General features: G+C 62.2%; 10 protein-coding genes and 1 pseudogene. 6 read left to right on the top strand and 5 right to left on the bottom strand.

From position 1 onward, the window contains the following. Positions 1 to 281 precede the first annotated feature (281 nt). The gene (locus tag D3654_RS03325; protein WP_120520113.1) at positions 282 to 566 is read right to left on the bottom strand and encodes a hypothetical protein; all 285 of its coding nucleotides are present in this window, start codon (positions 564 to 566) and stop codon (positions 282 to 284) included. Between the two features lie 102 nt (positions 567 to 668). Here D3654_RS03325 and D3654_RS20910 point away from each other — a divergent pair, with 102 nt between their 5' ends. The 5 genes from D3654_RS20910 to D3654_RS03305 all read left to right on the top strand — a co-directional run bounded on the left by D3654_RS20910 (position 669) and on the right by D3654_RS03305 (position 8,236). Then, a complete protein-coding gene (locus D3654_RS20910; RefSeq protein WP_280960087.1) occupies positions 669 to 791 on the top strand; it encodes a hypothetical protein in 123 nt (40 codons plus the stop codon). A 539-nt stretch (positions 792 to 1,330) separates the two neighbouring features. After that, positions 1,331 to 2,911, top strand: coding sequence for a DUF3375 family protein (locus D3654_RS03320; protein ID WP_120520112.1), 1,581 nt, complete (start codon positions 1,331 to 1,333; stop codon positions 2,909 to 2,911). Further along, positions 2,908 to 3,630 (top strand): DUF4194 domain-containing protein, encoded by a 723-nt coding sequence (locus tag D3654_RS03315; RefSeq protein WP_120520111.1) that lies wholly within the window; start codon positions 2,908 to 2,910, stop codon positions 3,628 to 3,630. Before D3654_RS03320 ends, D3654_RS03315 begins: the two co-directional genes overlap by 4 nt. Continuing rightward, a complete protein-coding gene (locus tag D3654_RS03310) occupies positions 3,627 to 7,079 on the top strand; it encodes an ATP-binding protein (RefSeq protein ID WP_120520110.1) in 3,453 nt (1,150 codons plus the stop codon). Before D3654_RS03315 ends, D3654_RS03310 begins: the two co-directional genes overlap by 4 nt. Beyond that, the gene (locus D3654_RS03305) at positions 7,076 to 8,236 is read left to right on the top strand and encodes a Wadjet anti-phage system protein JetD domain-containing protein (protein ID WP_120520109.1); all 1,161 of its coding nucleotides are present in this window, start codon (positions 7,076 to 7,078) and stop codon (positions 8,234 to 8,236) included. The genes D3654_RS03310 and D3654_RS03305 overlap by 4 nt, the downstream gene beginning before the upstream one ends. A 593-nt stretch (positions 8,237 to 8,829) precedes the next feature. Here D3654_RS03305 and D3654_RS03295 read toward each other — a convergent pair. Together D3654_RS03295 and D3654_RS03290 are read right to left on the bottom strand one after the other, a co-directional pair. Then, positions 8,830 to 9,198: a type II toxin-antitoxin system death-on-curing family toxin gene (locus tag D3654_RS03295; RefSeq protein WP_120520107.1), complete on the bottom strand. Its 369-nt coding sequence runs from the start codon at positions 9,196 to 9,198 to the stop codon at positions 8,830 to 8,832. Continuing rightward, on the bottom strand, positions 9,195 to 9,401 hold the full coding sequence (locus D3654_RS03290; RefSeq protein ID WP_245413060.1) for a ribbon-helix-helix protein, CopG family: 207 nt from the start codon (positions 9,399 to 9,401) through the stop codon (positions 9,195 to 9,197). The genes D3654_RS03295 and D3654_RS03290 overlap by 4 nt, the downstream gene beginning before the upstream one ends. Positions 9,402 to 10,123: 722 nt before the next feature. On the opposite strand from D3654_RS03290, the pseudogene D3654_RS03285 reads away from it, so the two are divergent. Continuing rightward, positions 10,124 to 11,240 (top strand): annotated as a pseudogene (locus tag D3654_RS03285) (IS110 family RNA-guided transposase). A gap of 366 nt (positions 11,241 to 11,606) precedes the next feature. On the opposite strand, the gene D3654_RS20355 reads toward D3654_RS03285, so the two are convergent. Together D3654_RS20355 and D3654_RS20630 are read right to left on the bottom strand one after the other, a co-directional pair. Further along, the gene (locus tag D3654_RS20355; RefSeq protein WP_162943602.1) at positions 11,607 to 11,984 is read right to left on the bottom strand and encodes a hypothetical protein; all 378 of its coding nucleotides are present in this window, start codon (positions 11,982 to 11,984) and stop codon (positions 11,607 to 11,609) included. Continuing rightward, positions 11,984 to 12,721, bottom strand: a 738-nt coding sequence (locus D3654_RS20630) for a hypothetical protein (protein ID WP_205571718.1), incomplete at its 5' end; no start/stop codon positions are given. The genes D3654_RS20355 and D3654_RS20630, both read right to left, overlap by 1 nt.

Below are 12,721 nucleotides of genomic sequence, written 5' to 3'. Positions count from 1 at the left end.
GGCCTGGATCTCGAACGAAAATCCTGCGACCAAGTGCATCGACATTCCCTCCCTTTGGCTGGTGATCCTCCCACCGTCATTGCAGATCCGGCAGCGCACGCCATGACCAGCCCAAGCCAAGCGAACTGAATATTGTCACCGTTCGGTGACGCAACGGTCAGCGAGGCCGCTATGAAAACCAGGAGCTTCATCGACACACCCGCAAGCATCGGGACAATCATCCGCCCGCCGCTAGGAACGAGGACTTTCCCAGCAGGCCCCTTGGCGACAGCGCAGGGGTCTCACGGAAATTCCTCATTGACCTCGAAGCCGGTCACGAACGCGCCGAACTCGGCTAGACACTCGCCGTCCTGACGGCCCTTGGCCTGGCACTGGAAGCCACGAACCTCATCCCCCGCAGCAGTGACCACGACCCTGCACGGCGCAACTATGCCCAAACCTTCAACGAGCCGATTGCAAGCCATGACTTCGAGTTCGCCATCAAGATGCTCGCTGACTAGGCCACCGCCTCGCTCAAGGCCGGCGGGCCGCTCCTCCAGCAAAGCCCCCGCCTCAAAGACCCGCACCGGTCCGCCACCCTCACGGGCATCACCAACCACACAGCCCACCGGCTCGGCCAGCCCACGTCGCCCTGGACCCGACGCATCAAACCCCTCGACACGGCTTGGATGCCGGCCGAGTCCTACCGACACGTCCCCGAAGCCATGAAGCAACTCACCATCTCCGAAACACCGGAAGAACTCGCCGCCATGAACGCCTTCATCCGCGAACGCAGCCTGGCCACCGCATGAGCGGAGGAGAACTCACCGCCGCACAAATCCACGCCTCCTGGCGGACAGGGGCATTACACACAAACACGAGCAGTTAGCGTGCAGGATCCGCCGCTAGTGAGTCAAGTTGCCGGGCGGCGAGCAGGGATAGGTCAAGAATCTGCCTGGCGGCTTAAAGTTGGGCGGCAGGCAGGGCACCAGACCAGTCGAAGACGTGTATGCGCCTTACAGGACCGCCGTCGTTTACCGAGAAGGCGAATGGCTATGAACCGCTGCACGTAATGCTCCACGAAAATGTCAGACCCGACTTGTAGCGTCCTTCCCATGATTGAGACAGCCGAGAACGGGACCGTAGCGCTCCGCCATAGGTACCGGTACATGCCGGCTCGCACCAAACACCTGAAGCGGTGGGCCAATGCCGCCCGGTTGCCCCCTGGCCATGTTCTCGATTATCAGCAGCGAGGCTGGAACTTGACAGCCAGGCGTTCCTTCCCAGGGCTGTCAGCGAGGGCTGCTGCAATCGTCTGCGACGGATTCGCCGGTAGGCGTAGGGCGATCTCATGAGCGACCCCGTGGCGAAAATGTTCGAGGCACGCGAAGCAATGCAGAACGCCACTTGGCTGCTCTTGCGTCAGGAAAAGTGGGCTCCCATTATCTTGGCAACGCTGTCCTCGGTGTTCGACCGGGGGCAGCATCAGATGCCGTCCGAGGATTTTCACGCCCGGGTCGCCAGAACGTTTGACGTCATGCGCGAACAAATGGATGACTTCCCGGTCGGGCCCGATGATCCAAGAGATGTCCGAGACCAGTGCAAGGCGTGGGTTGATAGGGGTTGGCTGCTCCGACATTCGGAAGGCGGCGGTGAGGTCTACAGGCTCTCGGCCGAAGCCCGGGAGGCTATCCGCATTGTGCAGTCGCTTACCAGCCCCCGGGCGGCTATGAGCGAGTCCCAGGTTAGGGTTGTCCTCGACCGAGCGCAGCGACTCGCCCTGAAGGCGACTTCTGATCCCAAGGAGCGAATGCGAAGCCTCCGGGACAAGATCGAACGCCTCGAACACGACCTGGCGCGCGACCGTGACGAGCTGGCCCGTTTGGAGGCAGGTGATCCAGTCGACCTCGCGGACGAAGAGGACATCCATAATGAATTCCTCCTCCTGCGGGATGATATCGACCGGATCCCCAGTGACCTAAGGCGTGTCGAGGAGTCATTTAGCGGACTCGCGCAAGGGCTGATTGGCGCGTTCGTCTCCGAGAGCAGGCCCCACGGCGAGGTTGTCGCCGTGTACCTGGAGAAGGCCCAGGACCTCTCCCAAGCCGACCGGTATGGCAGAGGTTTCCAGCAGGCCAAGCGACTGCTCACAGACCCGCTGGCCCGCCGCCAACTGCAAGGGCACGTCGACACGATCCTGGCACATCCGTTCGCGGAGAAGCACCTCTCACCACGTGCCCGGGCTGATCTGCGGGGTACTGTCCACATGGTAGGCGACAGTGTGTCCGCTGTGATCCAACAGCGGCGGGCCATGACCAAGCGCCTGACAACCTTCATCCTCGCCAACGACGCCTTGCGCGAAAGGGAATTGGACGACGCCCTGCGGTCTGCCCGAGCACGACTGCGGGACTGGGCAGCTGAACATGGGCCCCGGTCCACGCTCCGACTTCCAGTCGGACACTATGCCGACTACGCCGGAGCTCCCGATGGGCCAGTGACCTCCAAGGGCGAGCTCGGAATCGCCTCGATCGCAGTTCTACGCGAGAAGCCCCTCCAACGGCGTATCCCCACGCCATTGAAGCCGCTCGCGCAGTCCGGTGGTACCGGATCGGGGACCTTCTCAGCAGAGGAACTTCGGGCCATGGGCGGACCGTTCTACGACGAACTCGCTGACGCCGTCACGATAGCCACCGACCGTGGCGGAGTCGCCGCCGCGGCCGCCCTGTTCAACAGCCTGCCTGACCACCTGCGCCGCCCGGTCGACATGCTTGGCCTCCTGACCCTCGCTACCGAACAGGGAGCTCTCCACCCGGATCTTCCACTTGAGGAGTATCACGCGATCCGCCCCGATGGTTCCACAGCAACGTTCGTCGGCCCTGCGCTGACGTTCGTTTCCCGTCCCACAGCGAATGAGGAGCTCATCCGGCCATGACTGACTCGCGCCAACGCAACGCCCTCGGCGTCGATCACGACGCGCTGGCGGAGGGCTTCGGCCCTGACGACATTGAGATCGATGACAACACGGACACCGTGCTGTTCGACGGCGACACCGGCTCCCTTCCCCTAATCGGAAGAAAGGCACTGGTGCTGCTGATGAAGCGCACCCACGTAACCTCCGTCACACACCCCCGCGAGTGGCAGGCCGTTCTCGATCACATAGACGGCATCAGGTCCCGCCTCAACGACATGTTTCTCGAACTAGTGATTGACAGGGCCAATGAGGTCGCCTATAAACGCCAGGCAGGACAAGACCTCGGCAGCACATTTTCCACCCTTCTGGCCAACCGCGCCTATGTACGGGACGAGGTCGCTCTCCTGCTCCACCTCAGGGACGTCCACCACCGCGCGATGCGGGAGGCAGAAGAAGCCGCATACGTGGAACGCACGGACCTCATTGAATCCCTGCGTTATGTGCGCCCTGCCGACACCAGAGACCACGTTCGTGCGGACAAGGCCGCCGAGCGCGCTATTGACCGCCTTACCGAAGACAGATTCCTGCTCAGAACCGACGACCCGGACCGCCTCCGAATCTCCCCAGTAATCAAAACCCTGCTGACAGTGGAACGGCTACAAGCCTTCACTGACGCCATGCAAACCGCCGATCCCTCCGACCCGAATGATGGCGGAGCCGAAACCGAGGAGGACGAATGATCAACATCGACGCCAAGTTCAGCGAGACAGCCCTGGGCTCAATACCTGCCGGGGACGCCGAGGCCACCCAGCCACTGGAAGCTGCGCTGTTACCTCCGATCGACGAACGAAACCAGGCGTGGCATGCCGAACGCATGGTGCTTTGCAACTGGGGTGGTTTCGACGGCGTCCATGAATTTCCCCTCGATCCCGAATCGACATTGTTCTCAGGTGCTACCGGGGCCGGAAAATCTACGATCCTGGACACCTACACGTGCTTGATGCACCCCAACAAGCCGCTGAACTCGGCATCTAACGAAGCCGGGGCCAAGACACGTGGAGAGGGCATCCGCACACCCCTAACCTATGTACGCGGCGTATACGACCACGCTGAGCGGGCAGACGGCACAATGGAGCCCCTTTTGCTCCGCGGTGGGGACCAAGACACCTGGTCCGCCATCGCCTTGGTGTTCGCATCCACGACCGGTGCCCGCCTCACGCTTCTGCGGTTGTTCTACGCCCCTCGCGAAGCCACCAGGGTAGGCGACATGCAGGCGCGGTTCGCGGTCTACCCCGGGGGCCTACGCGCCCGGCACATCATCGATCAGTTGGAACCTCTTGCGGCGAAGTCATTCCGCAAGGACCTTACGGAGAAGGCCATTCCCGGACTTCGGATGCTCACACCGGGCGACTACACCGACCACGCGCAGCGGAATCTCAATATCGGCCCACATCAGGAAGGTGGGGCCAAGGCGCTGAGGCTGCTCTATGACCTTCAGGCAGGCGCGCCGGTTACCAGCGTCGACGCACTGTTCAAGCAGCTGGTCTTGGAACGGCCGAGCACGTTCGCTGTCGCCGACGCCGTCATCGCGTCCTTCGACCACCTCGCGGAGATGCACCAGGAAATGCGCGAGAAGGAAGAACAGGCCACCATTCTGGCCGACATCGAAGGACACCATGCGGCCCTCCGCTCCGCGGAAGCCGAAATCGAGCGGATCGACACGCTCCGACTACGGGACCCCGACAAATCACCCTTCGTGCTTTGGGCCGAAACCCGCAAAGACGCTCTGTTCGACGCAGAGATCCGGAAGGTAAAGGAGGCCCAGCGTGTGGCCGAGGAGGAGAAGACACGCTGGGATCAAAGAACGCGGGTCATCGACGCCGAAGCCAAGGACACACGACGTCAGTGGGCCGCCCTCGGTGGAGAAAAGATTGACACGGTAGACGCCACACTTGACCGCCTCACCCACAGCATCGGTCAGGTGCGCAGCACACGAACGGCCTACGAGCACGCCACTCGGGAAGTTGGAACCCCGGTGCCGGGAACAATCGAAGAATACAACATGGCTCAGGCTCAGGCCGCGGAATTTCTTGCGGGCTATGCAGACGAAGAACGCCGGCTGAGCGAGAACACCCGAAAGAAGACCTTCGAGCACGGGCAACTGAAGGAACGGCGCGACACGGCACTGAAGGAAGAGAAGGAGTTCTCCGACCGGGCGGGCAACATCGAAGGGAGGCGGCATCTTCTCCGGGTCGAATTCGCCAATCGCGCGGGCCTCAGCGTCGAGGAATTGCCGTTCGCTGGTGAACTCATCGATATGAACGACGAATTCGAGGACTGGCGGACGGCCGCCGACGCTGTCCTCGGAGGGTTCGCGAACACCTTGCTGGTCGATGAGCGGCATCGGCACGGCCTCAAGAGGGCCATCGATGAGGTCAAGGCCCCCATCCGCATTGAATACCGCGGCGTCGAAGCCGGGCTCACCCCCTGCCCTGCCGCTGATGCGACTACTCTGGCAGGCCGGCTCACGGTGAAGCCTGGCAGCGCCTTCGAAGGTTGGCTGTACCAACACCTGAAACGGGACTTCGCCTACGAGTGTGTAGAAACTGCCGATGTACTCGGCGACGACCTCGCACCCCGGGTTACTCGCACGGGACAGACCCAGCGAGGACAGCGGGGTGCCCACGGTGGTCACGGCCGACGCAACATCGGATTCTCCAATAAAGCCCGCCGCGCCGAACTGCGCGACGAGATCGAACGGCTCAACCCCAAGATCGAAGCCCTCGAAACAGAGCTGGACGCGCTCGACGCTGAGAAACTTCGGCTGGTGCGCAAGCACAGCGGCTCCGAGCACATACGCCGCACGAAATGGGTCGACGTCGATATCGTCGGTATTCAGAAGGAGATCGACACGCACAACGAGGCCAAAGCACGTCTCCTTGCCTCGCAGGATCAGTTGCACGCCCTCGGCGAGCGGCTTGACGAGCTAGAAACCGCCCGCAACAAGGCACAAGAGAACGCATGGGAGCAGAAACGGGCCATCGAAGGGTGCGTCAAGCAACGTGGAGACCTCGACGAGGCCGCCGACACGCTCCGATCACACCTGTGGATGCTGCAGGACGACGACGCCATCGTCCTCACCGCCGACCAAGAGACATTTCTCGACGACGCCTTGACGAAGAGCACTTGGGACGGATCGTTGGAAACGTTCGACAACTACACCAGCGTCCGCACCGACCGATTGGGACACCTCGCCAGGGACCTTGCACACAGCCAGGCCACTGCCGAAACCAAGTTGGAGGCCGCCACCCTCGGCCTCACGAGCGCCTTCTCCGCCTTCCAGCGGGGGTGGTACGAGCCAAACCGCGGAACCGGCCTGGCCTCCTATGAAGAGTACCTCGCGATCCTCACAGACCTTCGCGTGCAAGTGCTCAGTGGCCAGCGGCAGGACTGGGCACGGCAGGTCGTCGAGTGGGGCGGAGAGGACCTCATGACTCTGCACAATGCCTATGACAAAACCCACCACGAGATCACCGAGAGACTGCACCCGATCAAGCGCATACTTGCCCAGATCCCGTTCGGCCGCGGCACAACCCTGGACATCAACAGCGCTGCTCGAACACCACCAACGGTAGTGTCCTTCAAGAACAGCATTCGCGCTCTCGCCAGCGGTTCCATGGATCCCCGCTTGGATATCGATGAGATCGAAGCCAAATTCGAGGCCATCCGAACAGCAATCGCACGTGTCCGCCAAGACAGCGACGAGCGCAACCTGTTGCTCGACATCCGCAGACACCTAAACGTCACCGCCAGCGAAGTGGACAGCCACGGCACCAGGGGTCCGGTCTACGACAACCTCCTCGGCAAGTCCGGCGGTGAGACCCAAACCCTGACCGCCTTCATCGTCGGCGCGGCCCTCCGATACCACCTCGGCGACGAGGACCGTGACCGGCCACGGTTCACCCCGGTCGTCCTCGACGAAGCCTTTATCAAAGCCGACGTACGGCACGCTGCGCGGGCAGTCGATGCCTGGCGACGCCTCGGCTTCCAACTTATTATCGGCGCACCCGAAGGCCAATTCAGCGCTCTCGAACGAGCTATGGCCCTAGTCATCGGAGTCACCAAAGACGCCTCCGAGTACTCCTACGCCATTCCCCTGCCCCGGAAGACCGAGAACGAGACCAAATGAAATCCATCGACACGATCGTCGCCACCATTCGCAAACACCTCGACGATGGCTGGCACACCGACGTCGCCGATAACTTCTCCGGCCAGTGGCCGAAACGATACACGCTGGGCAGGCCAACCAGCGCCAACGCCGCCACCATGACCCGTGACCTGCGTGCCTGGTCCTACTCCTGGTACGACTGGGCGGGCCGGATGCAATTGGAGTTGGTGGACGAGCCTCGGAGGATCGACGGCCGATCAGAGCGGCTGCCTGCTCATGTCACGATTCCTGACATTGACACGGCCGCCCGTGTTGCGGGCCATCCATGGCCATCCAGGATTCAGCGCGCCCGAGCACGTCTTGAATACCTCCGATCATCCTTCCCCACCGCAACGAACCCGAAGGTTCTTCGCCAGGCCGAGGCACTCGATGATGTTGACTTTCACCTTGCGTGCGCCGCGGCCCGCTGGTTCGCCGAGCACGACCCGGTCGAGTGGAAACACCTGACCCCGCGTCAGGTCCCAGTCGAAGGCCTGCACGGCAAATGGCTCAACAGCCACCAGCCTTTAGTGAAGGCACTCGCCATGCTGGAAGAGCTCGTGCTTGAAAAGCGCCCGACGCGCATCAACTTCACCTACCTCGACCCTAAGCACCGGAGGTTAGGCCGTCGACTCCACGACTCCTATACACTCACAGACTGCATCGACCTCCCATACAGGCCGGCGATCGTGGTGATCGTGGAGAACAAAGACACTGCTGTCCTCTTCCCCGAATATCCGGCGGCCGTCGCCGTCGAGGGGAACGGCAGCACTGCACCCGGCGTTCTCCCTACCATCTCCTGGATCACCGAAGCCGACCACATTATCTACTGGGGCGATATGGACGCTAGAGGATATGAAATCGTCAACAGCCTCCGCGCCGCGATTCCCAAAATCCGCACGATCCTAATGGACGGTGACGCCTACCGAGCCTATGAGCCGTACGGCACCAACACCGAGCAAAACGGCACCTCCATTAAGCAACGGCCCCCGAAGCTGCTCAACGACCTCACTTCAGCCGAACGCGACGTCTATGAGAACCTGACCACACCGGGCTGGCCGCTACACCTCCGTGTAGAACAAGAACGCATCCCCTTGAATGTCGCGCTCGCCCATATGGAACGAACCATCAGAAGGTAACCCCAACACCAACGCGGGGCGGCTTCAGACTGGCCAACCAAACGACTCATTGCCCTGGGCATCCGCCCCATCCTGGCCACACTCACTCTGAGCGGGGGGCTCATCCTTGAGTGTTCCACGGATCAGTTCCGGGGCACTGACGTATGCGTTGCGCAACCACGAGCGCATTTCTTCGGCAGCCCGCTCCTCAAGGACGCGACACCCTACAGCCGGCGCCCAGTTGGTTCGTCTACGGTCGCCTCCCGTTGGGCGCGTCAAACGACACAAGAGCTCGATCCCGGTCGATGACCCTCGACGTTGCCGAGGCTTTCGAGTTCTGGAAGCAGCACGGCGTCACGTCGAGAGAACTGCTCCGGTTCTGGATTCAGAACCACTGCCCCACACACCTGTTCGCGGACTATCCCGATGCGGTCCAACTTATCCACGAAACCGGAGTCCGCACGCACCTCAGAGCATTATCCAAATACACAACGCTTCCACACTGGGACCGGAAGCGAGCATTCGAGATGTACCTGGCAGAGCGTTCCAAGAGGCAATTCCCTACGTAACGTGCGAGCAGGGTCCGCACCCCTCTCTTGCCGGTTCAGACAGCACTAACGGACCACCAGATGCTTCGAAATTTCCGCCGCGGAGTCCCGCAGTTCGATCTTGCCAGCGGCGACTCCCACGACGAGCTCGAAGCCCTCGTCAGTCGTGAAGTCATGGCGGTAACCATTGATCCACAACAGCAACACCATGAGCGTCCAGGCCGTGCGCTTGTTGCCGTCGATGAGCGGATGAAAACGGGCGACCGACTCCAGCAACGCAGCGGCCTTCATGGCCAGATCAGCATAGGCCTCAGCACCCATAACCGTCGTCGCAGGCCTGGCCAAGGCCGAAGCCAACAAGCCGACGTCGCGGATATGAAAGCCGTAACGGTCAACAACCTGCAGGGCATCCTCGATGTTCAGGTAAGTGGTCACGCGTCTTCAAGCCGGATGAGCAGTTCAGCGTCGTGACTCATCACAAAGTCCAACCCTTCACTGATTTCCCGACGGCGCGCATGCCGCTGCAAAACCAATTCGGCGCCCTGCAGCAACAGCGCAGACTTGGACGTGTGTTCCTCGGCCGCGAGCTTCTCCAGCCGGCGATCGAGGTCTTCCGGGACACGAAGGTTCATTGCCATGAGTCGATGGTACCAATCCAGTACCTTGTCCGCACCGATGCCCAGCAAGGGCGTATCCGGAACAGGCCGCCATCGTCCACCGGAACGGAAGCCGCATCGCTGAACTTAAGGCGAAGTGATTCCAGTCAATGTCGACAGTCTCGTTGATATCTCGCGTTGATCATGGGTTCAATTCCCGGACCACCAACCTGCACGCACCCGCGAAAAGTGAGCGGCCTCCAAGGCGTCGGGCAATCGCGTCCTGGATCTCTTTCACCGGGGGCAGTTACCAACTGGTGGCCGGTTCCGGCAGGGTCACGGCAGAGAATGGCCGCCTCGGGAGCTAGACAGTATGAAGGGGCCCGGCCCCGGGCTGGAACCCCCGGTTCAAATAGATTCGTGGGTTGCCGTGCGGACCGTGGTTTACGCGGTAGAGCCACATTTGAAGGTGTGGAGGTTCCAGCTAAGGCCGAGGATACAAGATCCGCGGGTGGTTGGGCAGACCGTTTTATCGTCCCGGCTTCCGTCCTGCCGACACGTCCATTGTCGCCGGGACAGGCCGGGCCGCCGGCAGGAGCGCGTTGCCGCGGCGTGGTGGCGGAGGCGGCGCCCCGGCCTCTTGCCCGGCGCTGATGTCCTTTATCGGCAGGGCCCAGAACGGTCTGCAGGTGCCCCTGCCACGCTGGGTTTGTCCATCATCGTCCGGTGGCCCAGGAGCCACCGTCGGCTAAGAAGGTCCTGTCATGTTCGAGAGAACAAGTATCGGTTTGGACGTGCATGCCCGTTCTGTCGTCGGGTGCGCAATTGACGGGGATACGGGGGAGGTGTTCAGGCGGCGGCTGACCCCGGACTTTGTGGAGGTCCTCGCCTGGATCCTGTCGCTGCCGGGCCCGGTGCAAGCCGTCTACGAGGCCGGGCCGACGGGCTTTGGCCTCGCCCGGTTTCTGCTGGCGTCCGGTGTTCCCTGTGTCGTCGCGGCCCCGTCGAAGCTGCAGCGGCCCTCGGGGGACCGGGTCAAGACCGATGCCAACGATGCCCCTGCATCTGGCTCGGCTGCTGCGCCTGGGCGAAGTCACCGTTGTTGTCATTCCCACAGTGGAGCAGGAAGCCGCCCGGGACCTGGTCCGCGCCCGGGAGGATGCCCGAGGTGACCTGATGAGCGCCCGCCACCGCATCTCCAAACTGCTCCTGCGCCAAGGCATCATCTACACGGGCGGGAAAGCGTGGACCCTGCAGCACGGGGCTTGGCTGGACCGGCAGAAGTTCGATTCCGCACCGCTGCAGCTGGCCTATGACTCCTGCCTGGGTGCGATGACGGCGGTCCTGGACAGCCGGGACCGCCTCGACCGGGCGATCGCGGAACTGGCCTATAGCAGCCAGTACACCCCCGTTGTCAGGAATCTCGAGTGCCTGCGCGGGATCTCCACGCTGACCGCATTTGGCCTGGCCGTGGAAATCGGGGACTGGGGGCGCTTCACGGGCCGGACCATCGGCGCCTACCTGGGTCTGGTTCCGTCCGAGCATTCCTCGGGCCAGTCGCGGTCCCAGGGCCCGATCACCAAAACAGGCAACGGCCACGCCCGCAGGCTGCTGGTCGAGGCCGCTTGGCACCACCGCCAACCCTATCCGCGCCCGTCCAGCCTCATGCGGCAACGATGGGCGCGGGCGTCTTCCGGCGCCCAGGCCCGAGGGGACGCCGGGAACCGGCGGCTTCACGAGCGGTGGTTGGTCTATCTGGAACACAGGAAACGCCCCGTGATCGCAAACGTTGCGATCGCCCGCGAACTCGCCGGCTGGTGCTGGTCGCTGGCGACCCTGCCCGCCGACCCCGGCCAGAACAACGCAGTCCCGGGCGGATAACACGTGCCGGCATGCTCCGACGGAAGTGTTCGTTGCAGCGCGTGGAGTAAACCCGCGCCGGCTCTATGAGCAGCCAACTACCGGCCACGCTCGACTCTAGACCAGCGGTAATCTCCAGCCGAACACGTCGTCCCGCGGTAACCAACCCGCGCATATCAGAGTGACCGCGCCGTCGCCAATGACACGCTGGACACTTCCAGGCAGACATGCCGGCCCACAAGGGATGAGCACCAGGACAAGCCAGCCCCGGCCTCATCAAACGAAGCGGCCCCAGCCAAACCGGCCGGGACCGCTTCCCCACGCACTGTTGACAATCACGCGTACATATCAGAGCCCGAGGCGGCCATCCTCTATTCAGCCTATTGGTCAGGCAGTGGTTTCGGCGTGTCCTTTATGGAAGCGCCCGAAACGAAGAAGGTAGCCGTAGGTACCTGCGAAGGTGATTAGGCCAAGTACCGGTCCTGCCCAAAGCGCTATTGGCGTGCCGTGGATGAGGACCGCAGCGCCACCGAAGACGGCACCTAGAATGCCAACTCCGGGGCTGGCCGAAGCAAAGCTTCCTTGGATTTCGCGGCTGATCTGCCGGTAGTGGATGCTTTGCATGACAGCGAACAGAAGGAATGCGGCAACCATGATCACCGACCATGGTGGGTCGGTCATCGCCACCACGCTGATTGTCACGCCGAACAAAGCGGACAATGGCAACCAGTAGCTTCGTGCGGTCGGACTAGTCGTTGTACTCATTAGCAACCTCGATTGAAATCGATCACGGAACCTGCGATGGCCATGGCAGCGGAGCATCCTAGCGCGGCCATAGGACCAAAGAAGCCCATACCGCCGCAGAATGCAGCGTTCGTGCCCCACCAAGCCCAGAGGGCGGCCCAGGCCGACGGACACTGCGGGAACATCGGCGTCATGGACATGGACCCCTTGCTTCCGCCGATCATGGCTGTCTTCGCCTTAGTGATCTTCGCGATTTTGGCGCCGTTAGGCCCATCTTCCACGCTCAGCTTCAGGTATCCAATGTCTGTGAGCTCGATCAGAGCTTCAAGCACATCGGTTGGCATGGAAGCTGCCAGGAATTGCTGCTGCATCTGGCCATCGAAACGGCTGTCCGAGGACAGGAATTTGGTGAGCGCCCTAGATTCCTTTATAAGGCTGAGCCGATTGGCATACCCGGAGGGGTCTGTCTCCCGAGCTTTCTCCAGCCGGCTCATTGCTTCGGCAGTCTGAGCCTGCGTGGGCTGGAGGATGGATACCCCGGATGCAGCGCCCGCAACCGTCCTCGGCCCAGCAGCGCTTGCTGGCCCAACCGATGCCAGGAAGATCCCCAGTACCGACAGGAGTGCAATGACGACCTTGCAGAATTGTTTCCAAGGGTGTGCTGCGTAAATCAGAGGGTGTTTCATTGAGTGTGTAAGGGTCCGGTCTCTAACTAGGGTGTGACCTGCGGTTTCATCCTTGGAAGGACGGGCCCTTTG

It is taken from the genome of Arthrobacter celericrescens (genome assembly GCF_003614925.1).
Classification (GTDB): domain Bacteria; phylum Actinomycetota; class Actinomycetes; order Actinomycetales; family Micrococcaceae; genus Arthrobacter; species Arthrobacter celericrescens.
The sequence above is the reverse complement of the archived record's forward strand: the minus strand, read 5'-3'. Positions and strand labels throughout refer to the sequence as shown.

Excerpts from the sequence above, each read along its gene's own strand:
- D3654_RS20910 (WP_280960087.1), top strand. The coding sequence starts at position 669 with ATGCCGGCCGAGTCCTACCGACACGTCCCCGAAGCCATGAAGCAACTC.
- D3654_RS03320 (WP_120520112.1), top strand. The coding sequence starts at position 1,331 with ATGAGCGACCCCGTGGCGAAAATGTTCGAGGCACGCGAAGCAATGCAG.
- D3654_RS03315 (WP_120520111.1), top strand. The coding sequence starts at position 2,908 with ATGACTGACTCGCGCCAACGCAACGCCCTCGGCGTCGATCACGACGCG.
- D3654_RS03310 (WP_120520110.1), top strand. The coding sequence starts at position 3,627 with ATGATCAACATCGACGCCAAGTTCAGCGAGACAGCCCTGGGCTCAATA.
- D3654_RS03305 (WP_120520109.1), top strand. The coding sequence starts at position 7,076 with ATGAAATCCATCGACACGATCGTCGCCACCATTCGCAAACACCTCGAC.
- D3654_RS03290 (WP_245413060.1), bottom strand. The coding sequence starts at position 9,401 with ATGGCAATGAACCTTCGTGTCCCGGAAGACCTCGATCGCCGGCTGGAG.
- D3654_RS20355 (WP_162943602.1), bottom strand. The coding sequence starts at position 11,984 with ATGAGTACAACGACTAGTCCGACCGCACGAAGCTACTGGTTGCCATTG.